Source organism: Pandoraea commovens (assembly GCF_902459615.1).
Classification (GTDB): Bacteria; Pseudomonadota; Gammaproteobacteria; order Burkholderiales; family Burkholderiaceae; genus Pandoraea; species Pandoraea commovens.
Map to the genome: position 1 here is coordinate 91,088 of NZ_CABPSA010000012.1, position 20,891 is coordinate 111,978.

Consider the following 20,891-nt stretch of genomic DNA (forward strand, 5'->3'; position numbering starts at 1 on the left):
TCAATCCTTGGCCAGAGCCGCGCACACGCGCGCCACTTGTTCGGTGGCGTCCGGCTTGGCGAGCGCCCTGGCTTTCCCTCCCATCGCGAGCAGCGATTCGCGCGTCTGACGGCGCAGCCACTCGGCCAGGGTCTCGACCGACAGCTCGCGCTGATCGATCAGCGTTGCCGCGCCCTTGTCGGCGAGGAAACGCGCATTCGTTGTCTGGTGGTCGTCGACTGCGTGCGGGAACGGCACGAACAGTGCCGCCACGCCCGCCGCCGCCACTTCGGCCACCGTCATCGCGCCCGCGCGGCAGATCACCAGATCCGCCTCGGCATAGGCCGCGACCATGTTGTCGATGAACGGCAGTGCTTCGACCGTCACCCCCGCTGCGGCGTAATTCGCCTGCAACGTCTGAATATGTTTCACGCCCGCCTGATGCGTGACCTGCGGACGATCTTCGCGCGGCAGCTTCGCCAGCGCCTTCGGCACGATCTCGTTGAGCACCGTCGCGCCCAGACTTCCCCCGACGACCAGAATGCGCAGCGGTCCAGTGCGCGCGTTGTAGCGCTCGGCCGGTTCGGCCATCTCGTCGAAGTCGGCGCGAATCGGGTTGCCGACCCACTCGCCGCCCGGAATCGTGTCCGGGAACGCGAGCAACACCTTGTCCGCCACGCGCGCGAGCACCTTGTTCGCCATGCCCGCCACCGAGTTCTGCTCGTGCAGCACCAGCGGACGCCCCAGCAGCGACGCCATCATCCCCGCCGGGAACGTGATGTACCCGCCCATGCCAAGCACGACGTTCGGCTTCGCGCGACGAATCGCACCGATGCTCTGCCAGAACGCGCGCAGCAGATTGAGCGGCAGCAGAAACTTGGTCATCAAGCCTTTACCGCGCAACCCACCGAACTTCACGAACTCCATCGGAATGTCGTACTTCGGCACGAGCGTCGCTTCCATGCCGGTCGGGTTGCCGAGCCAGACTACGCGCCACCCCTGCACACGCAGGAAGTTGGCGACCGCGAGCCCCGGGAAGACGTGACCGCCCGTGCCGCCGGCCATGACCAGCAGCGTGCGTGTCTTCGTCTGCGGTGCCGGCATCGCGGTAGCGCGCTCGGTCATACCTTGCCTCCCCGCATCAGCACGCGGTTTTCGTAATCCACCCGCAACAAAATCGCCACGGCGATACAGTTGAGCAAGATGCCCGAGCCGCCGTAACTGACCAGCGGCAATGTCAGCCCCTTGGTCGGCAGCAGACCCAGATTCACGCCCATGTTGATGAACGTCTGCGCAGCCAGCCACACGCCCACGCCCTTGGCGAGCAACCCGGCGAACGTGCGCTCCAGCGCCAGCGCCTGACGTCCGATTTCGAACGCGCGGCGCACCAGCCAGTAAAAGAGCAGGATGACGACCAGCACACCGACGAACCCGAACTCCTCACCGATCACCGCGAGAATGAAATCGGTGTGCGCTTCGGGCAGGTAGTGCAATTTTTCGATGCTGCCGCCCAGTCCCACGCCGGTCCATTCGCCGCGTCCGAACGCGATGAGCGAGTGCGTCAGCTGATAAGCCTTGCCGAGGGCGTAGTCTTCGCGCCACGGATCGAGGTACGCAAAGATCCGCTCGCGACGCCACGGCGACAACCAGATCAGCATCGCGAACGTGCCGACCGCCGTGAGCGCCAGCCCCCCGAACAAGCGTCCGTTCACGCCGCCGAGGAACAGAATGCCCATGGCGATGGCCGCGACCACCATGAACGCGCCCATGTCCGGCTCGAGCAGCAGCAACATGCCGACGAACACGACCGCAATCCCCATCGGCAGGAAGCCCTTACCGAAGCTCTGCATGAACTCCTGCTTACGCACGGTGTAGTTCGCGGCGTACAGCGTGACGGCGAGCTTCATGATTTCGGACGGCTGAAGGTTCAGCACGCCAAACGGAATCCAGCGCTTCGACCCGTTCACGCCCTTGCCCACGTGCGGGATCAGCACGATGATCAGCAACAGCAGCGCCAGCAGGAAGAGCTTCGGCGCGAGCTTGTCCATCGTCTTGACCGGAATCCGGAAGGTGATGACCGCCGCGACCAGCCCGATCGTGAGCGACACGATGTGACGTCCGAGGAAGTGGAACGTCGAATAGCCGTTGTACTTCGGCGAGTCCGGCAACGCGACAGACGCCGAATAGACCATGATCAGACCGAGCGACAGCAGGGAGATCACCACCCACACGAGCGCGTGATCGTATTCGAGCATGCGCGAGCGCGTCGGCTTGATACCACTGAGTGTGCGGTTGGCCGCCGTGGTCGCAGCACCCGGCGCGTTGGCCGTGCCCGCGCCGGCGAAACCGGCCTGGCGCTTCTTGCTGAAGAACGACTTGATACGGTTCATAGCATCACCCCCGCGTCGGCGGCCAGATCAACCACGGTGTCGCGAAACACGTTTGCGCGATGCTCGTAGTTGCGGAACATGTCGAAGCTCGCGCAGGCCGGCGAGAGCAGCACGGCATCGCCGGGCTGCGCCAGACGGGCGGCTTCGCGTGTGGCGTCTTCCAGCGTCGCGGCGTCGATCAGATCGACGCCGGTGTCCGTGAGCGCTTCGCGCAGCAGCGGCGCGTCGCGACCGATCAGCAGAACCGCGCGCGCGTGATGCGCGACCGGATTGGCCAGCGGCGAGAAGTCCTGCCCCTTGCCGTCGCCGCCGAGAATCAGGAGCAGCTTCTTTTCGAGCCCCGTAATCGCCGCGACCGTCGCGCCGACGTTGGTGCCCTTGCTGTCGTCGTAGAACTCGACTTCGTTGATCGTAGCGACGAGCTGAACACGATGCGGCTCGCCCGGATACTCGCGCAGGCCGTGCAGCAGCTTGGCCAGCGGCAGATCGATCGCGCGCGCGAGTGCGAGCGCCGCCAGGGCGTTCGCCGCGTTGTGCTGACCGCGGATGCGCAACGCGTCAGCTGGCATCAGGCGTTTGCCCAGCACCTCGACGGTCGCTTCCGGCGTGCCGGCCTTACGACGCTTGGGCGCGGGCGGCGCGTCGTCGCGCGTGTAACCCTCGACCAGCCACCACATGCCGCCTTCCATCTCCAGACCGAAGTCGCCCACGGCGTCGGGCTTGCCCGTGCCGAAGGTCACCACGTTGGCTTCTGGCGACGCGAAGGCGATCACACGGGCGTCGTCGCGATTGAGCACGCGCACGGTGTTCTCACCGAAGATGCGTGCTTTGGCCCTGGCGTAGGCGTCCATATCGCCGTGCCAGTCCAGATGGTCTTGCGTGATATTGAGAACGGCCGCCGCATCGGGGGCGAGCGAATGCGTCGTCTCCAACTGGAAGCTGGAGAGTTCGAGGACCCAGACGTCGGGGAGCGTGGCGTCGGCGATGCACTCGCTCAGACGGTCGAGCGCCGACGGGCTGATGTTGCCCGCCACCGCCGTACGCTTGCCTGCGCGGCGGCACAGCAACCCGGTGAGACTCGTCGTCGTGGTCTTGCCGTTCGTGCCGGTAATCGCGAGCACCTTCGGCGCGTAACCGCTCGTCGACTGCATGTGACGCAAGGCCTGCGCGAAGAACTCGATTTCGCCCCACACCGGAACGCCGCGCTCGGCCGCCTCGGCCAGCAGCGCCGTCATGTCTTCGCCGAGCGGCGAGAGGCCCGGGCTGATGCCGATAAGTTCGATGTCGTCGAGCAACGCGTCGATCTGACCGGCGAATGCGCCGCCCACGAATTCGGCTTGCGGCGCGTCGATGCGCAGGGTCGCCACGTTCGGCGGTGTCTCCGACGACGCAAAGCGCGTGTCGGCTGCACGCACTCGGCAGCCGTAACGCGCGCACCAACGCGCCATCGCCAGGCCGGACTCTCCCAGACCCAGGATCAGGACACGCGGTTGCCAGGATTCACCAAACTTCTCGCCGAACACGTCGCTCTTTCCTTTATCGATTCAAACAACCTACGAATGCATCGCTTCAACGACACCGATCTACTGCTATCGGCGCGAGCGGCCTTACCTTTAATTCCACTTGCACGAAAGCGACTTCACAAATTTGCGAAGTCGCTATCTTGTGACTTCCTGCCAGCCACGTCTCGTCTTGTTTCGTCTCGTTACGTAGAGACACGCCGACAGCAGCGTCAGCGCAGCTTCAACGTCGACAAGCCGATCAGCACCAGCATCAGCGTGATGATCCAGAAACGGACCACCACCTGCGTTTCTTTCCATCCCGACAATTCGAAGTGGTGATGCAGCGGCGCCATCTTGAAGATGCGCCGCCCTTCGCCGTATCGCTTCTTGGTGTATTTGAACCAGGTGACCTGCAACATCACCGACAGCGTTTCCGCGACGAACACACCGCCCATCACGAACAGCACGACTTCCTGTCGCACGATCACGGCGACCGTGCCGAGCGCGCCGCCGAGTGCCAGTGCGCCCACGTCGCCCATGAACACCTGCGCCGGATGCGTGTTGAACCATAGGAACGCCAACCCCGCCCCCGACATCGCCGAACAGAACACGAGCAACTCGCCCGCGCCCGGTATGTGAGGGAACAGCAGGTACTTCGAGTACACGACGTTACCCATCACGTAAGCGAACACGCCGAGTGCCGCACCGACCAGCACGACTGGCATGATGACCAGCCCGTCGAGGCCGTCCGTGAGGTTAACGGCGTTGGACGAGCCGACGATGACAAAGTAGGTCAGCGCGATGAAACCAAACACGCCGAGCGGGTAGCTCATCGTCTTGAAGAACGGCACGATGAAGTCTGCTTTCGGCGGCAAATCGAGCGGGAAGCCGTTACGCACCCAGCTGATAAACAACTCGAAGACCTTCAGGTTGCTCGTCTCCGAGACGGAGAACGCCAGATAAATGGCGGCGAACAGACCGATGATCGATTGCCAGAAATACTTCTCGCGCGACGACATGCCGCGCGGGTCCTTGAAGACGACTTTCCGGTAATCGTCGATCCAGCCGATGATCCCGAAGCCCAGCGTGACCAGCAGCACGATCCAGATGAAACGGTTGCTCAGATCCGCCCAGAGCAGCGTGGCGACGGTAATGCCGATGAGAATCAGCACGCCGCCCATCGTGGGCGTACCCGACTTCACAAGGTGCGTCTGCGGGCCGTCGGTACGCACGGCCTGACCCACCTTCATCTCGGCGAGCTTGCGAATGACCATCGGCCCGAACGAGAGCCCGATCACCAGCGCCGTGAGGCTTGCCATCACGGCCCGAAACGTCAGGTAGTTGAACACGCGCAAATAGCTCGCATCCGCTTGCAGCCATTGCGCCAACGTCAGCAACATTCCATCAATCCTTTATCACTTGGCCGGGGCGTTGCCGCCCCCGCTTTCACTCGTCGCGCGCAACTGTTCGAGCACGCGCTCCATCCGCATAAAGCGGCTTCCCTTCACCAGCACCGTTGCCGGCGCACTCAACGTGGCGTTCAGCGTCGCTACGAGCGGCGCCACGTCGTTCACATCCGAAAAATGTTCACCGCCGTCGCCGAACGCGACAACGCTGGCCTGCGTCTGTTCACCCATCGCGAGCAGGCGATCGATACCGCGCTGTGCGGCGTATTCGCCCACTTCGCGGTGGAATGCGGGACCGTTGTCACCGACCTCGCCCATGTCGCCGAGCACCAGGACACGCGGTGCGGGCGTCTGCGCAAGTACGTCGATTGCGGCCAATACGGAATCGGGGTTCGCATTATAGGTGTCGTCGATCAGCGTGACACCTGCGAGCGGTCCCTTCGACAGCGTGGACACCTGAAGTCGGCCTTTGACGGCAGAGAAAGCTTCGAGTGCCCGCACGATCGAACCAATGTCCACGTGCGCACCCAGTGCGCAGGCGATCGCGGCCAGCGCGTTGCGTGCGTTGTGCTCGCCCAGCAGTGGGAGCGTGAGCGAGAACTCGCCAGCGGGCGAGGCCACGCGCAACACACGCGTTGCTACGTCGTACCGCCCCGACACGGCCGCACGCGCATCCAGCGCGAAGTCCAGTACGCGACGCTTGCCCGCCACCTCGCGCCACATCGGTGCGAATTCGCTCTCAGCCGGGAAGACGGCCACGCCGTCGCCGGGCAGCGCCGCCAGCACAGCCGAATGCTCTTCGGCCACGGCGGCCACGTTCACCATGAATTCCTGATGCTCGCGTTGCGCGTTGTTGATGACGGCCACCGTCGGCTGCGCGATCTTCGCCAGATACGCGGTCTCGCCCGGGTGATTCATGCCGAGTTCGAGCACCGCGAGCTTGTCGCCGTCTTTCAGACGGAACAGCGTCAGCGGCAGGCCGATGTCGTTGTTGAAGTTTCCGGCGGTCGCCAGACGTGCGTCCGCGCCCGCCGCCTCGGCGAAGATCGCCGAGATCATTTCCTTGACGGTCGTCTTGCCGTTGCTTCCCGTGACCGCGACGACCGGAATCGCGAAGCGGCGACGCCATGCGGCGGCCAGTTCGCCCAGCGCGATGCGCGTGTCGGGCACGATCAGCGCAGGTGTCTCGAAACCGTCCGGCACGTGGGTCGCGACCACGGCGGCTGCGCCTGCGCGCGCCACGTCGGCCAGAAAATCGTGTGCATCGAAACGCTCGCCCTTGAGCGCCACGAACAGATCGCCCGGCTGCACCGAACGGCTATCCGTCACGATGCGGGCAAACGCCGTCGACGGTGCGCCGGTGACGCGCGAATCCGTCACGGCAGCCTGTGCGTCGCTCAGTTGCCACATGAACTTTTGCATCGTCGGCGTCATTCGCCACCTCCGCGCACCGTGGTCGCACGCGCAGCGAGTGCCAGACGCGCGTGTTCCTGATCGGAGAACGGCCGCTTCTTACCCATGATTTCCTGTGTACTTTCGTGTCCCTTGCCCGCGATCAGCACGACGTCTGCGGCCTGCGCGCCGCGCACGGCCTGAAGAATCGCGCTTGCGCGGTCTTCGATGCGACGCGCGGCGTCCGGCTGCGCGAGACCGGCAGCGATCTGCGTCATGATCTCGGCGGGCACTTCGGTGCGCGGGTTGTCGCTCGTGAGCACGATGGCATCCGCCAGACGCTCGGCCACCGCCCCCATCTGCGGACGCTTGCCCGCATCCCGATCACCGCCGCAACCGAACACGCAGACGAGCTTGCCGCCGCGTGCTTGCGTGACCGGCCGCAGGGCGGCCAGCGTTTTGTCGAGTGCGTCGGGCGTATGGGCGTAATCGATCACCACCAGCGGTTGCCCCGGTTGTCCGATCTGCTCCATGCGGCCAGACACCGGCGCGAGCGTCGCAAGTCCGGCGATGGCGGCATCTTGCGCGACACCGGCGGCCAGCGCTGCGCCCAGCACGGCAAGGGCGTTGCTAATGTTGAACTCACCGATCAGCGGTACCGTCACTTGCTGGCTCTGATCGTCGATATGCAGTGTGAAGCGCGTGCCCGCAGTCGTGGCGCGAATGTCTTCCGCACGCAGCACGCGATTGCCATGTGCCGACGTCGCGGCGCCGTGAATGCCGTATTCGAAGACCGGTGTCTTGCCAGCCAGACGCGTCAGCAAACGCTGCCCCATCGCATCGTCGCGATTGATGACCGCCGCCTTCAGTCCCGGCCAGTCGAACAGGCGCGTCTTGGCCGCTTCGTACTCGGCCATCGTGCCGTGATAGTCGAGGTGGTCCTGCGTCAGGTTAGTGAACACCGCCACGTCGAACGCCACACCGTTCACGCGTCCCTGATACAAACCGTGCGACGACACCTCCATCGCGACCGCCGCAGCGCCTTGCGCGCGCAGATCCTCGAGGCTGTGTTGCAACTGGACGGCGTCGGGCGTGGTGAAGCCCGTCACGGTGAGATGACCGGGGAAGCCGCTGCCCAGCGTACCGATCACGGCGCTGCGCACGTTCGCCTTCGAGAGCAATTGCGCCAGCCATTGGCTGCACGACGTCTTGCCGTTGGTGCCCGTCACGCCGAACATCGTCATGCCGACGCTCGGCTCGCCGTACCACAGCGCCGCCAGCGGGCCTGCGAGCCAGTCGAGGCGCGCCACGCCAAACTGCGGCACGTTGGCGAGCGACGTAAGCGATGCGGGCCAGGTGAAATCGTCGCTCTGCCAGAGCACCGCAGCAGCACCGCGCTCGACGGCATCGGCAATGAAGCCACGACTGTCGGCACCCTTGACCGCGTAGGCGACGAACACATCTCCCGGCATCACGCGACGGCTATCCGCATGCAACGTGGCACCCGCCGCCACCGTGCGGCGCAGCCAGTCCCACGCCTGCGCGAGCGCGGCGCGATCGGTGGCATCCGCGACCATGGCGAACGTGGCGGGATTTTGCGGCGTCGGGGTCACGGTGCCCATGGCTCGCTCTCCTCCACCTTGTCGCTCACGACGAGCTTCGTCACCGGCGAATCCGGCACCACGTTCAGTGCCCGCAACGTCCCGCCCACAATCGACGCGAACGCCGGACCGGCAGCCACGCCACCGTAGTGAGAACCGCGACCCGGCTCATCAAGCGTGACCGCCACGATGATGCGCGGCTCGGACATCGGCGCCATGCCGACGAACGATGCGCGGTACTTGCTCTTGTCGTATCCCTTGCCCGATTGCTTGTAGGCCGTACCGGTCTTGCCGCCCACGCGATATCCGATCACCTGAGCGCGCGTGGCCGTGCCGCCGGGCGACGTCACCATTTCCAGCATCTTGCGCACTTCGCGTGCAGTCGCCGGAGAAATCACCGGCGTTCCCTTCACGGTACTGCCGTCCGTCTTATAGATGGAGATCGGCAGCAACTCGCCGTCATGGGCGAAGACGGTGTAAGCACGCGCCAGTTGAATCAGCGAGGCCGACAGCCCGTAGCCGTAACCCATCGTCGCCTGCTCGATCGGACGCCAGCTCTTGGCCGGACGCAGACGTCCCGCCACAGCCCCCGGGAAGCCGAGCTTCGGTGCCTGACCGAGGCCGACGCTGGTAAACATGTCCCACATGTCCTGCGGTTTCATCATCAGCGCGATCTTCGCCGTACCGATGTTGCTCGACTTCTGAATGACACCGGCCACCGTGAGCATGCCGTAGTCGTGGGTATCGGTAATGTTCGCGCCGAAGAAGTTGGCGCGGCCCGTGGTCATGACCGTCGACGTCGGCTTCACATAACCGTTTTCCATCGCAGCGGCGATGGTGATCGGCTTCATGATGGAACCGGGCTCGAAGGTGTCGGTGATGACGCGGTTGCGAAGCTGCGCGCCCGTCAGGTTCGTGCGGTTGTTGGGGTTGTACGTCGGCAGGTTGGCCAGCGCGAGCACCTCGCCCGTGCGCACGTCGAGCACCACAGCGCTGGCGGCTTTCGCGCCGGTGCGCTCCATGGCGTCCTTGAGTTCGCTGTAGGCGAGGAACTGGATCTTGCTATCGATCGAGAGCGTAATGTCGTGCCCGTCGCGCGGCTGCGCGAGGATGTCGATATCCTCGACCACGCGTCCCAGACGGTCCTTGATCACCCGGCGGCTGCCCGGCGTTGCCGCCAGATCCTTCTGCATCGACAGTTCGACGCCTTCCTGACCGATATCCTCGACGTTCGTAAAGCCGACCACGTGCGCCGCGATCTCGCCTTCCGGATAGAAGCGTTTGTACTCCTTGCGCTGATACACGCCAGGGATGTCGAGGTCTGCGACTTGCTTGGCTACGTCGGGCAGGACCTGACGCTTCACATAGACGAAGCTCTTTTCCTGATTGAATTTGCGACGCAGATCCGACTCGCTCATCTCGAGCAGCTTCGAGAGCTGACGCACCTGCTGCGTCGAGACGTCATCGGGCACGTCTTCCGGAATCGCCCAGATGGCCTTGACGGGCAGACTGGTGGCAAGCACCTGTCCGTTACGGTCGAACACTTTGCCGCGCGTGGCGGACATCTCCAGTGTGCGTTCGTAACGGCTCTCGCCCTGACGTTGATAGAAGGCGTTGCCCGGCCCCTGAATCCAGAAGGCACGCGCGACCAGCGACGCGAACGCGCCGAAGATCACGAAGACGAGCATCTTCGAGCGCCACATCGGCAGACGCACGGACAGGACCGGGCTGGCAGAGAACTGCACATCCTTGGTCTTGGCCTTAGCGTCCTTGCGGCGAATCATCGTTTGCCTCCGCTCGCAGGGGCGGACGCGGCGCTTGCGGTCGGCACCGGCACGTCCACCATCGCGCCCGTACTTCCGGCGGGTGCGGACAGATATTGCGTGCGGCCGGGCGAGACAGCCTGCATCTTCAGGTCGCTGCGCGCGACGCTCTCGATACGGGCGCTCTTGCTCTGCGCGCTCTGCTCATACTGGAGACGGTCCCAGTCCTGCAACAATTGATGCTCGAGCGCCTGCTCGCGGTTCAGTTCGACGAACGTGCCGCGCGCACGGTATTGCGCATTGATCAGGGAAAGGGCGCAGCCGATCAGCACTGCGAGCAGGAGGATATTGAGCCGGCTCATGTCGACACCCGCTCCATGACCCGCATGATCGCCGAGCGCGAACGAGCGTTCGCCTCCACCTCGGCGGCGGACGGCTTGATCTTGCGGCGGGCTTTGAAAGGCGGCTCTGGAATTTCGTGAGCGCGCAGCGGCACGCGGCGATCCACCGCCGGCGCGCTTGAGCGAGCCTGCATGAAGCGCTTCACGATCCGGTCTTCCAGTGAATGAAAGCTGATCGCCACGAGTCTGCCTCCCGTTTCGAGGACATCGGCCGCCACATCCAGTGCTATCTGCAAGTCCGCAAGCTCTTGATTGACGTGAATCCGTAGAGCCTGAAAGGTACGTGTTGCCGGGTCCTTGCCCTTCTCACGGGTTTTGACGGCGCCCGCCACGATCGCGGCAAGCTCGCGTGTACTGACGAGAGGCCCGAGGCGGTCGGCGTCTGCCCGGCGAGCAACAAGCGCCTTTGCAATCTGAAAAGCAAACCGTTCTTCCCCATAGTCCTTGATGACCTCCGTCATTTCTTCCAGCGTTGCCCGGGCCAGCCAATCGGCAGCCGACTCGCCGCGCGTGGGATCCATGCGCATATCGAGCGGACCGTCGGCCCGAAAACTGAATCCGCGCGCCGGGTCGTCGATTTGCGGCGACGACACGCCCAGGTCCAGCAAAACGCCCGACACCTTGTCGATACCGCGCCGGGCTAGCGCCTCGCGCAACGTCGCGAAGCTCTCGTGCTCAATCGAAAATCGCGGATCGGCAATCTTTGCCGCCTCCGCGATCGCTTGGGGATCCTTGTCGAATGCGATCAGCCTCCCCTGGGCACCCAGCCGCTCGAGCAGCCTGCGGCTGTGCCCGCCGCGGCCGAACGTGCCGTCGACGTAGACGCCATCGTCGCGCCACAGCAAGGCATCCACGGCCTCCTCTAGCAGGACCGTGCGGTGCTGCATTACCGTTTCCACCGCGTGCGCCATGCTCGTCGGACCACCTGATCTGTCAAAAAGTGAAGTTCTTCAGTGCTTCCGGCATGCCCTGCGCCATCGCCGCCTGTTCCTTGGCGGCATACGTCGCGGCATCCCAGAGTTCGAAATGACTGCCCATGCCCAGCAGCATGACTTCCTTGTCCATGCCCGCGGCGGCGCGCAATTCGGGCGCCACCAGGACACGGCCCGCCGAATCCATCTCGACGTCGGCTGCGTTGCCCAGGAAGATGCGTCGCCACCAGTGCGCGTCCATCGGCAGTGCGGCGATCTTGCCGCGGAAGATCTCCCATTCGGGACGCGGGAACAGCAGCAGACATCCATCCGGGTGCTTGGTGATCGTCACCTTGCCTTCAGCGTCGCCCTGAAGCACGTCACGGTGCCGGGCCGGAATCGACATCCGTCCCTTTGCATCCAGTGAAAGTGCCGAGGCTCCCTGAAACACATGCGCTCCCGTGAGGTTTCGTCTGCCTGCCCGTCATGCCGAAAGAGAAAGATTTTGTGCTCTACACCACACAAAAATACACTTTCTCACACTATTTCCCACTTTAGAGGAGAGTGTATGGGCGGTCAAGCGTTTCGCCCATTTTTCAGAGGGAATTTGGTAGTCAGAACAATGACTTAGCTCACTTTCCTAAAGTTGGAAAACGGAATTTTGTCAGGAAAATTAAAGACATAAGTGCGATAGTGAAAGTGGAACCTCATATTTTGAGCATCACTTCGCGCGAGGCCCGTCGGTACTGTCGATACGGCGTAGTGCGCGCTCACGCCGTGCCGACACCGTGGAAAACCGGCCGGCACGCACTTACACGAAGGGGATCGATGCAGGAGGCAGGGGGTCTTTCGGGGAGTTCTTGCGTACGCTCTATATATAGTAGGCCGTCGTCGTCATGACCTTTGCCGCTGCGCGCATGACGCGTTGGACCGGCGCTGGCAGCTCAATGCCACCGGCGTCACGCGCGGCCTGCCCGTGCTCGATCTCGTCCAGACGCATCTGATCGACGATGGCTCGCGAGCGCAGGTCGTGCGCAGGCAAGTCATCGAGATGGCTGTCCAGATGATGCTCGACCTGACGCTCGGTCTCGGACATAAAGCCGAGACTCACCTCGTCGCCGCACTTCCCGGCGACGAAGCCGATGGCAAAAGCGCCCGCGTACCACAGCGGATTAAGCAGACTGGGACGCGAGCCGAGCTCCGAGAGACGGTGCGCCGTCCATGCGAGGTGATCCTCTTCTTCCTTGCCCGCGTGCTCGAACGCCGTGCGCAACTCGGGGCGCTTCGTCGCCAGCTTCTGTGCCTGATACAGCGCTTGCGCACAAACCTCACCGACATGGTTCACGCGCATGAGGCCTGCAACGTGGCGCCGCTCTTGGGACGTCAATGCGTCGTCGCCTACGGGGGCGTCGCTATTTTCGGATTGGACTGGGACGGGAGTCGGACGGGACGCTTGCGTGACGCCTGCGATGGCACGCAGACCACGGTCAAGTTCGGAAATCAGACTGTCGGAGAACATCGTACTTTCAACTCACTTAAATCTTTCACAATGCGGAACGCAGGACGATAATTTCACGCCCGCGGCCAATGATACGCCCCTTTATCCGGCGCGCCTTGCGCGGGCGCAAACGCGCGAAATCCCCGCCAGATGCCGGTTTCCACGATGTTGCGTAAACGAAACAAAACCCGCCGCGAACCCGCGTAAAACCGGCCTTTTCCTTTGCCGCCTAAAGTGAATTTGTTACATTACGTCCAACTTCTCGCGAAGTTGATTAGCAAGGACGTTATCACTAGTGACCTTGTTAAACAAATCTCACAATCCTTTGGAGATCACTCAATGAAAAAGTCGCTTCTCGCTCTGGGTGTGCTCGGCGCATTCGCTGGCGCTGCTCACGCTCAAAGCAGCGTGACCCTGTACGGTATCATCGACGCTGGCCTGCAGTACGTCAGCAAGACTGGTGGCAACCTGGCTGGCACGGGTACCACGAACCACAACTTCCAGTTCGCCAACGGCAACCTGCAAGGTTCGCGTTGGGGCCTGAAGGGTGCTGAAGACCTCGGTGGCGGCCTGAAGGCGATCTTCGTCTTGGAAAACGGCTTCAACCTGGGTTCGGGCACGCTGGGCCAGAACAGCCGTATGTTCGGTCGTCAAGCCTACGTTGGTCTGAGCAGCGCAACGGCTGGTACGTTCACCATCGGTCGTCAGTACGACTCCGTGGTTGACTTCGTTGGCCCGTACGCTTCGGGTAGCCAATGGGCGACGTTCGCGGGCGCTCACCCGTTCGACAACGACAACCTGAACAACTCGTTCCGCGTCAACAACTCGGTCAAGTACACGACGATCAACTACGCTGGCTTCAGCGCCGGCGGTATGTATGGCTTCTCGAACTCGGCTAACAACGGTTCGACGGGTTCGGGCTTCGCCAACAACCGTGCTTACTCGTTCGGTCTGGGCTACGCTAACGGCCCGGTGTCGTTCGGTGCTGGTTACTTGATGCTGAGCGCACCGGCTGCTAACTCGACCGGCGTGATCAACAACGGTGGCGATGCAACGACCCCGATGACGCTCGGCGGCCTGGTTGCCAGCGACAAGGCATGGATCGCATCGGCAGGCGGTTCGTACGCCTTCGGTCCGGCCACGCTGGGTCTGGTCTACGCACACAGCGTGTACCAATACGTTGGTGGCGGCAGCTGGAAGTTCGACAACGCCGAACTGAACGCCAAGTACATGCTGACCCCGGCACTGCAACTGGGCGCTTCGTACACGTACACGTGGTCGACGCTTAACCTGACGGGCAGCAGCGTGTCGCCGAAGTACCACCAAGTCAACCTGGGCGTCGACTACTTCCTGTCGAAGCGCACGGACACGTACCTGGTTGGTCTGTGGCAACACGCCAACAACGACGCTCCTGGCGGCGCATCGTTGAACGGCCTGGGCTTCTCGAACAGCACGAACCAGTTCGCCGTTACGGCTGGCGTGCGTCACAAGTTCTAAGCTGACAGTTTCTGTCACTTAGGCTTTGGCGAAAGGGCACCTTCGGGTGCCCTTTTTTTATGCGTCAGCGGCACAAAGCATCCGCCCTTCGGTGCAATCGCCCAAGCCTCGTAACCGCCCTATCTTGACCCGGCGATTATTTCAAACCTAAAATTTCCATACTGTAAATTTTCCGCCATCGACCATGAGCCTCGCCGACTCCGATTCTCTCGATCTCGAAACGCGAGCCCACGATCGCGAGCACGACGCGCTGCGGCTTTGGCTGCGGCTGCTCACCTGCGCCAACCTGATCGAAACGGACATCCGCTCACGCCTTCGTCAGGAGTTTGACTGCACGCTTCCGCGCTTCGATTTGCTTGCGCAGCTCGATCGTCACCCGGAAGGACTGAAGATGGGAGAGCTCAGTAAGCGAATGATGGTGACTGGCGGCAACGTGACCGGCATCACCGATCAGTTGGAGAAAGAAGGCTGGGTGACGCGCGAGACCGTCGTGAATGACCGCCGCGCGTTTCTGATCAAACTGACGGCCCGTGGAAAGAAAGCCTTCTCCAATATGGCCCGCGCTCACGAACAATGGATCGAGCAACGCCTGGGCGCCTTGCCGGAAGATCAGCGGCAGCAGCTCTATCTGCTGCTCGGGGATTTAAAGTCGGTCATTTCGTAGCGATAGCGAAGTACCGCGAATGCATTTCGCGCACAGATCACCGCACAGCCTGCATCGGCGCGTCCAGTAGCGCTCGGGCGGTGGCGGCCGCTGGCGTACTGTCCAATGCGGCGAGCGTCGCATTTCGTTCAGCTTCCGGCCGTTTTGACATGGCTTTGACCGCCGCATAGAACCTTGGCAGGTCGTCATGCTCTTGCGCCAGCAGCGCCATAAACGCTGGCACCCACTGGTTATAGGTCGCGAACGATCCGATCTTGGCGTTGTTCAGATCCGTGGCAAACCATAGATCGAATCCCTTGTAACCGCCCCAGGACGTCTTCAGCGCGTCGTAATCCGCACGCATGCGATCGAACAGGGCATCCTTGCTCGCCACCTTTGCCGCGTCCGTTTCCGAACTGTCATACACGGCTTCGAGTCGTTTTCGATACCCATCGACCAATTTGCGGAACTGGCGACGATGCGCATCGTAACGGTCGTACTCCATCGCCGCGTCGGGGTGTGCGGCGAGCCAGCGCCGAACACCCACCGTCTCGACTGTCACAGCGAAGGACTCGTTAAACGCCGTATCTCCCCGGACAAACAGAATCTGATGCGCGAGCTCGTGGAAGATCATGCGCGCGACTTCCGCCCGCGGGAGGTAGATGAAGGTGTTTAGCAGCGGATCGTCAAAGTAGCCTAGCGTCGAATAGGCAGGGATTCCCGCGACGAACGTCTCCCATCCATCCCGGTGGAGTTCGGCCGCGTATGCTTCAGCAGACTCGCGCGAGTAATAGCCACGGTACTCGACGCAACCGACGACCAACAGGCACGACTCGTGAAGCTTCAGGGACAGGGCGGGCGCAGCGAAGACGTTGTACACAACGAATGGCCGCTTGAGATCGGCATAGCTGCGATAGCTGCCGTTATCCGGTTCACCGAGTGCCGAGACAGCGTAGCTGCGAATTTGCTCTGCCTCGATCAGCCGCGTGCGCAAACGCGGATCGATCGACGGATCGGCCAGCAAATCACTCACCGGCTGCGCTTCATGTAAGACCGTGAAGTGGCCGTTGATCGACTGCGCGTAGTAGCCGACCTGCGCGCAGCCGGGAAGCCCAATCGCCAGGGCTATCGTCACGGCGAGTCCCGCGCCCCGGGGGCCCCACCGCAGGAGCGTCGCAAGCAAGATCGGCATTGCTAGACTCCAGGGTGTTGATTCGAAAGGGACTCGGAACCGGCTTAGGACGGGCTTATGGAACGTCGTCGCCGTCAGACCGGTGCGACGTCGACCAGGCAATCGTAAAACGTCGGCGCCCGGCCAAGATCGGTGAGTTGCTGGCTAGTGACTTCGTTGGCGTTCTTTCCGTCCGGTGCGAGCTTCTTCCACCAGATCGATAGTCCGACGACAACGCCCTCTCGCGCTTTCTCCGTGACCCGAGCCTTGGCACTCAGCGTGCCCCGGTCGTTGAAAATGCGCACGTTCGCACCATCCGAAATGCCCCGTGGCGCAGCGTCTTCCGGGTGAATATCCAACGTGGGCTCTCCGACCGAAGCCCGAAGACTGTCGACGTTAACGAAGCTGGAATTCAGGAAGTTGCGCGCCGGCGGCGAAATCATGGCCAGCGGATAACGCTCGGCCAACTCCGGATTGCTGGCGACCGATTCGTACGGCGGCACCCAATCCGGTAGCGGATCGAATCCTTCTTCACGCATACGTTCGGAGTAGAACTCGCACTTGCCGGATGGCGTGTAAAACTGGCCATTCGCAAAGGGTGCCTCAGGCAGATCGTAGCGAATCCACCCATCACGTTTGAGCGTCGCCCAGTCACTGCCAGCCATGCGAGCATCGCTCCAGCGAATCGATTGCTCCGCCAATTGGTCGTCGGTGTCGGAAAAACACGACTCCTGCCATCCCATCCGCTTAGCCAGCAGACGGAAAATCTCCGAGTTCGGTTTCGACTCGCCGAGCGGCGCGATGGCAGGGTTATTCGCGAGCAGATACGTGTGCCCGTACGCCTTGTGAATGTCCAGATGCTCGAGCTGCGTGGTCGCTGGCAACACGAAGTCGGCGTAGTCTGCCGTGTCCGTCTGGAAGTGTTCGAGTACGACAGTAAAGAGATCTTCACGTCCGAAGCCAGCCGCCACCTTGCTCGACTCAGGCGCAACGGCCACCGGGTTGCTGTTGTACACCACCAGTGCCTCGATCTTCGGGCCGAAAACGTCGTCGCCCGGATGACACAACGCGTCACCGATGGCGCTCATATTGACGATGCGCGCCGGTTTGTCCTGACGCGCCCGCAGATCGGGACGTGCCTGCGCCACCGCATCCACCGGCGCATAGCCGGACGTAGACATCAGCAGCCCACCAGCCGGGTCTCGCCAAGCACCGATCAGCGCCGGGAGACAGGCCACTGCACGCGTTGCCTGACCACCGCCCTTCGCGCGCTGCATGCCGTAGTTGAGACGAATGGCGGCAGGCTTCGCACTGGCGTACTCACGAGCCAGCGTCGTCACCGTTTCTTCGGGAATGCCGCAAATCTCGGCGACACGCGCCGGCGTGTAGCGACGTACGCGATCCTTGAGCTCGCTGTAACCGACCGTGTGACGTGCGATGTACTCGTGATCGACCAGATCTTCCGCAATCAGCACGTGCATCATGCCCAGCGCCAACGCCGCATCGGTGCCCGGCAGCAGTGCGATGTGCTGATGGCACTTCTCAGCGGTGAGGGACCGGTAGGGATCGATGGCAATCAGCTTGGCACCCCGTCGCTTGGCTTCCTGCGCAATGGCCCAGAAGTGCACGCTCGACGTGATGGGATTACTCCCCCAGATGAGGATAAGTTTGCTATCGACGAAATGCTCGACATGCATGCCAACGCCAGCGCCATACGTATATCGAAGCCCTGCGGCCCCCGCGCTCGCGCAGATAGTGCGATCGAGATCGGATGCACCGATCTTGTTGAAGAAACGTGCGGCCATCGACTCGCCCTGCACGAAGCCCATCGTACCGGCGTAGCTGTAGGGCAGGATCGCTTCGGGCTCTCGGGCCGCAATGACGCCAAGGCGGGCGGCAATTTCATCGAGCGCTTCGTCCCAGCTCACCCGCATGAACTCGCCGCTGCCCTTCGGCCCAACGCGCTTGAGCGGGTGCAGCAGACGATCCGGGTGATAAGTTCGTTCAGTGTAACGAGAGACTTTCGTGCACAGGACGCCCTTGGTCGTCGGATGGTCCGCATCTCCCTGGACCTTAATCGCGACGCCGTTCTCCACCGTCACGTGCAGTGCGCACGTATCGGGACAGTCATGCGGGCATGCGGCCCGAACGACGTGGGTATTGGTCGTCATCAAACTACTCCTCTCTCTACCAAATTTCTGCGCTCGGGGACATTGGCGCGCTGGCGATATTGTATTACGTTCGCCCGCGGGCTGCCCCGCCGCACGGGCATTCGCGACTTTTTTCAGGCGTGTCCGACCGCTCGTTCGGACATTTCCGAGCGAGGTGCCAGACCTGCCCATTAGGGGTAAGATGAGCCATTGCGCTCCGCAGGAAACCCCCGTCATGAAGCTCATTCCAGAAATCGACGCCGCTCGCGGCGAAATCCAGACTATCCGACGTGACATCCACGCGCACCCCGAGCTGTGCTTCGAAGAGAAACGCACCTCCGACGTTGTCGCCGACACGTTGACCCAATGGGGCATCCCGATTCATCGGGGCCTCGGCAAGACAGGTCTCGTTGGCATCATCAAGAATGGCAGCAGCGACCGCGCGATCGGTCTGCGCGCCGACATGGACGCCCTCCCGATTCACGAAGCCAATACCTTCGAGCATGCCTCTCAGCATGAAGGGAAGATGCACGCCTGCGGGCATGACGGGCACACCGCCATGCTGCTTGCTGCAGCGCAATATCTGCAGAAGCACCGAAATTTCGATGGCACGGTCTACCTGATTTTCCAGCCCGCGGAAGAAGGTGGCGGTGGTGCACGGGAGATGATCAAGGACGGGCTGTTCGAACGTTTCCCGATGCAAGCGGTGTTCGGTATGCACAACTGGCCGGGCGTACCGACGGGGACCTTCGCCGTCACGCCTGGGCCGATGATGGCATCGAGCAACGAATTCAAGATTTCGATTCGCGGTAAGGGTACGCATGCCGGTATTCCGAACGCGGGGATCGATCCGGTGATTGCTGCTGTCCAGGTCGCTCAAGCGCTGCAGAGCATCATCACCCGCAATAAGCGTCCGATTGACGCAGCAGTGCTCTCGATCACTCAAATCCACGCTGGCGATACGACGAACGTTGTCCCTGATCTGGCATGGCTTGGCGGCACGATTCGCACGTTCTCTATCGAGGTCCTCGACCTGATTGAGACACGGCTTCGCGAGATTTCCGAGTTTGTGGCCAAGGGGCTCGGTTGCACAGCCGAAATCGAGTTTCACCGCAACTACCCGCCGACCATTAATGAGCCGGGCATGGCTGCGCTATGCGCCGATGTGATGCGGCAAGTGGTGGGGGACGAGAACGTCAATGACAAGGTCGAGCCCACGATGGGCGCGGAAGATTTCTCGTTCATGCTGCTCGAGAAGCCGGGTGCCTACGTTTTCATCGGGAATGGTGACGGAACGCACCGGGATAGCGGTCACGGCCTCGGTCCTTGCAACCTCCACAACGCCAGCTATGATTTCAACGATGATCTGCTGCCGCTCGGTGGCACCTATTGGGTCAAGCTGGTCGAGACGTATTTCGAGCGCAATAAGTGAGTAAGCGACGCTGATGTCTCAGCGCCCAACAAAAAGCCAGCAATGTGATTTGCTGGCTTTTTTGCTTTTGATGGTGCTATCAGCTGCTATTTTGCTGCTGTCGTCGTCGGAATACCATCTGCGTCCAAGTGGATATCACCGTACCACGCAGTGAACTTGGACTGCGTATTATCGCCGTCGCTCATGATGGCGATACCGATCAAACGGCCCGGCGGTTCGCCAAACGCCTTTTCATAATCCTTCGCGATATCGCGGGAATACGTCAGCCATTGGCCGAGGTTGCTCGTGCCACGCTCAACGACAACCGAACGGATACGGCCGGTGTACGGATTGGGCACCACGTCATTCACGGCGAGCTTGTCGTCACCCCACGTGTACATCAGCGTCGCAAATGGCAACTCCCTGCCGCTGACCATTCGGGCCAGCTCACGGTGCATGTGATCTTGCATGGAGAGTTTGCCTGCGTCTCCGTCGAAAGCGAGCGCAATGCGCAGCGGCGCGTCATCGTATCGCTTCGTACGTATATCCGCATTGACCGGCATGGCGTCTGTTCGCCAACGCCACGTCAATTTCGCACCGGGATACACGGGAATATCGAGCTTCTGCGCAATGCCGGAAGCCGACCCGTCAACGGTCGCTCGAATCACTGCGATTCCTTCGCTATCCGTGGTTTGCTCGTAGTGCGTCAGACGCTTATTACGGGTGACAAGATATGTTTCCCAGTGCGGAGGAAGCCCTTCAGGATCGACGGCCGCGGAGAGCGGTGCGATCTCTTCATGATGTGACAACGCAGTCGAGCCTGAAACGTGCGCCATCGCTGCATCGTGCGACGCACATCCACCGATACCGCCAATCGTGATGGCAGCACCCAAACTCGCCAACCCGACCTGCCACCGCGCGTAATGCTTAGTTCTATTCTGATCGACCACCCGTTTTACTCCCCGAACTTCCAACCCCGTGGCCGAATGCTAAGCGAGAAATGCGCGACGATCTACCCGGAATTTCACTTCGTGCTGACGTTACAACAACGCAGTAATGCACAAAGCGTCAACGCAAAGCAAAAACCCCTTGCTACGTATGTAGCAAGGGGTTTTTAAGGGGAGCCTGACGATTACCTACTTTCACACGGGTATCCGCACTATCATCGGCGTGGAG

At 62.1% G+C, this 20,891-nt stretch carries 17 protein-coding genes; 3 read left to right on the forward strand and 14 right to left on the reverse strand.

Annotated elements, in window-relative coordinates:
* From murG to coq7, 11 genes are all read right to left on the reverse strand, one after another.
* The gene (murG, locus tag PCO31010_RS24790) at positions 1-1,104 is read right to left on the reverse strand and encodes an undecaprenyldiphospho-muramoylpentapeptide beta-N-acetylglucosaminyltransferase (protein ID WP_150666598.1); all 1,104 of its coding nucleotides are present in this window, start codon (positions 1,102-1,104) and stop codon (positions 1-3) included.
* Positions 1,101-2,369 carry a putative lipid II flippase FtsW gene (gene ftsW / locus PCO31010_RS24795; protein WP_150666599.1) on the reverse strand — a complete coding sequence of 423 codons (1,269 nt, stop codon included), beginning with the start codon at positions 2,367-2,369 and terminating at the stop codon, positions 1,101-1,103. The genes murG and ftsW overlap by 4 nt, the downstream gene beginning before the upstream one ends.
* Positions 2,366-3,892 (reverse strand): UDP-N-acetylmuramoyl-L-alanine--D-glutamate ligase, encoded by a 1,527-nt coding sequence (gene murD / locus PCO31010_RS24800; protein WP_150666600.1) that lies wholly within the window; start codon positions 3,890-3,892, stop codon positions 2,366-2,368. The genes ftsW and murD overlap by 4 nt, the downstream gene beginning before the upstream one ends.
* 209 nt (positions 3,893-4,101) lie before the next feature.
* Positions 4,102-5,271: a phospho-N-acetylmuramoyl-pentapeptide-transferase gene (mraY, locus tag PCO31010_RS24805; protein WP_150666601.1), complete on the reverse strand. Its 1,170-nt coding sequence runs from the start codon at positions 5,269-5,271 to the stop codon at positions 4,102-4,104.
* Positions 5,272-5,286: 15 nt separating this feature from the next.
* Positions 5,287-6,711 carry a UDP-N-acetylmuramoyl-tripeptide--D-alanyl-D-alanine ligase gene (locus PCO31010_RS24810; RefSeq protein ID WP_246184765.1) on the reverse strand — a complete coding sequence of 475 codons (1,425 nt, stop codon included), beginning with the start codon at positions 6,709-6,711 and terminating at the stop codon, positions 5,287-5,289.
* Positions 6,708-8,246, reverse strand: a complete 1,539-nt coding sequence (locus tag PCO31010_RS24815) for a UDP-N-acetylmuramoyl-L-alanyl-D-glutamate--2,6-diaminopimelate ligase (protein WP_150666614.1) — start codon at positions 8,244-8,246, stop codon at positions 6,708-6,710. The genes PCO31010_RS24810 and PCO31010_RS24815 overlap by 4 nt, the downstream gene beginning before the upstream one ends.
* A 32-nt stretch (positions 8,247-8,278) precedes the next feature.
* Positions 8,279-10,054, reverse strand: coding sequence for a peptidoglycan D,D-transpeptidase FtsI family protein (locus PCO31010_RS24820; RefSeq protein ID WP_150666602.1), 1,776 nt, complete (start codon positions 10,052-10,054; stop codon positions 8,279-8,281).
* The gene (ftsL, locus tag PCO31010_RS24825) at positions 10,051-10,395 is read right to left on the reverse strand and encodes a cell division protein FtsL (protein WP_150666603.1); all 345 of its coding nucleotides are present in this window, start codon (positions 10,393-10,395) and stop codon (positions 10,051-10,053) included. The genes PCO31010_RS24820 and ftsL overlap by 4 nt, the downstream gene beginning before the upstream one ends.
* Positions 10,392-11,345 carry a 16S rRNA (cytosine(1402)-N(4))-methyltransferase RsmH gene (rsmH, locus tag PCO31010_RS24830; RefSeq protein ID WP_150666604.1) on the reverse strand — a complete coding sequence of 318 codons (954 nt, stop codon included), beginning with the start codon at positions 11,343-11,345 and terminating at the stop codon, positions 10,392-10,394. Before rsmH ends, ftsL begins: the two co-directional genes overlap by 4 nt.
* Before the next feature lie 22 nt (positions 11,346-11,367).
* The gene (gene mraZ / locus PCO31010_RS24835; protein WP_010806918.1) at positions 11,368-11,796 is read right to left on the reverse strand and encodes a division/cell wall cluster transcriptional repressor MraZ; all 429 of its coding nucleotides are present in this window, start codon (positions 11,794-11,796) and stop codon (positions 11,368-11,370) included.
* Between the two features lie 420 nt (positions 11,797-12,216).
* Positions 12,217-12,864 carry a 2-polyprenyl-3-methyl-6-methoxy-1,4-benzoquinone monooxygenase gene (coq7, locus tag PCO31010_RS24840; RefSeq protein ID WP_150666605.1) on the reverse strand — a complete coding sequence of 216 codons (648 nt, stop codon included), beginning with the start codon at positions 12,862-12,864 and terminating at the stop codon, positions 12,217-12,219.
* 318 nt (positions 12,865-13,182) lie between these two features.
* Between coq7 and PCO31010_RS24845 the strand changes: the two genes are divergently transcribed.
* Positions 13,183-14,340, forward strand: coding sequence for a porin (locus PCO31010_RS24845; protein WP_150666606.1), 1,158 nt, complete (start codon positions 13,183-13,185; stop codon positions 14,338-14,340).
* A gap of 184 nt (positions 14,341-14,524) precedes the next feature.
* The gene (locus tag PCO31010_RS24850; protein ID WP_039393362.1) at positions 14,525-15,004 is read left to right on the forward strand and encodes a MarR family winged helix-turn-helix transcriptional regulator; all 480 of its coding nucleotides are present in this window, start codon (positions 14,525-14,527) and stop codon (positions 15,002-15,004) included.
* 37 nt (positions 15,005-15,041) lie between these two features.
* Here PCO31010_RS24850 and PCO31010_RS24855 read toward each other — a convergent pair whose 3' ends face one another.
* Together PCO31010_RS24855 and PCO31010_RS24860 are read right to left on the reverse strand one after the other, a co-directional pair.
* Positions 15,042-16,175 (reverse strand): aminopeptidase, encoded by a 1,134-nt coding sequence (locus tag PCO31010_RS24855; RefSeq protein ID WP_150666607.1) that lies wholly within the window; start codon positions 16,173-16,175, stop codon positions 15,042-15,044.
* A 74-nt stretch (positions 16,176-16,249) separates the two neighbouring features.
* Complete coding sequence (locus PCO31010_RS24860; protein WP_150666608.1) at positions 16,250-18,325, reverse strand: molybdopterin-containing oxidoreductase family protein; 2,076 nt, start codon at positions 18,323-18,325, stop codon at positions 16,250-16,252.
* Between the two features lie 214 nt (positions 18,326-18,539).
* On the opposite strand from PCO31010_RS24860, the gene PCO31010_RS24865 reads away from it, so the two are divergent.
* A complete protein-coding gene (locus tag PCO31010_RS24865) occupies positions 18,540-19,736 on the forward strand; it encodes a M20 aminoacylase family protein (protein ID WP_150666615.1) in 1,197 nt (398 codons plus the stop codon).
* A gap of 86 nt (positions 19,737-19,822) precedes the next feature.
* Here the strand turns inward: PCO31010_RS24865 and PCO31010_RS24870 are convergent, their stop codons facing one another.
* Positions 19,823-20,665 carry a DUF3047 domain-containing protein gene (locus tag PCO31010_RS24870; protein WP_150666609.1) on the reverse strand — a complete coding sequence of 281 codons (843 nt, stop codon included), beginning with the start codon at positions 20,663-20,665 and terminating at the stop codon, positions 19,823-19,825.
* Positions 20,666-20,891 lie beyond the last annotated feature (226 nt).

Coding starts and splice junctions, on each gene's coding strand:
- murG (WP_150666598.1), bottom strand. CDS start 1,104: ATGACCGAGCGCGCTACCGCGATGCCGGCACCGCAGACGAAGACACGC.
- ftsW (WP_150666599.1), bottom strand. CDS start 2,369: ATGAACCGTATCAAGTCGTTCTTCAGCAAGAAGCGCCAGGCCGGTTTC.
- mraY (WP_150666601.1), bottom strand. CDS start 5,271: ATGTTGCTGACGTTGGCGCAATGGCTGCAAGCGGATGCGAGCTATTTG.
- PCO31010_RS24810 (WP_246184765.1), bottom strand. CDS start 6,711: ATGACGCCGACGATGCAAAAGTTCATGTGGCAACTGAGCGACGCACAG.
- PCO31010_RS24815 (WP_150666614.1), bottom strand. CDS start 8,246: ATGGTCGCGGATGCCACCGATCGCGCCGCGCTCGCGCAGGCGTGGGAC.
- PCO31010_RS24820 (WP_150666602.1), bottom strand. CDS start 10,054: ATGATTCGCCGCAAGGACGCTAAGGCCAAGACCAAGGATGTGCAGTTC.
- ftsL (WP_150666603.1), bottom strand. CDS start 10,395: ATGAGCCGGCTCAATATCCTCCTGCTCGCAGTGCTGATCGGCTGCGCC.
- rsmH (WP_150666604.1), bottom strand. CDS start 11,345: ATGGCGCACGCGGTGGAAACGGTAATGCAGCACCGCACGGTCCTGCTA.
- coq7 (WP_150666605.1), bottom strand. CDS start 12,864: ATGTTCTCCGACAGTCTGATTTCCGAACTTGACCGTGGTCTGCGTGCC.
- PCO31010_RS24845 (WP_150666606.1), top strand. CDS start 13,183: ATGAAAAAGTCGCTTCTCGCTCTGGGTGTGCTCGGCGCATTCGCTGGC.
- PCO31010_RS24850 (WP_039393362.1), top strand. CDS start 14,525: ATGAGCCTCGCCGACTCCGATTCTCTCGATCTCGAAACGCGAGCCCAC.
- PCO31010_RS24855 (WP_150666607.1), bottom strand. CDS start 16,175: ATGCCGATCTTGCTTGCGACGCTCCTGCGGTGGGGCCCCCGGGGCGCG.
- PCO31010_RS24860 (WP_150666608.1), bottom strand. CDS start 18,325: ATGACGACCAATACCCACGTCGTTCGGGCCGCATGCCCGCATGACTGT.
- PCO31010_RS24865 (WP_150666615.1), top strand. CDS start 18,540: ATGAAGCTCATTCCAGAAATCGACGCCGCTCGCGGCGAAATCCAGACT.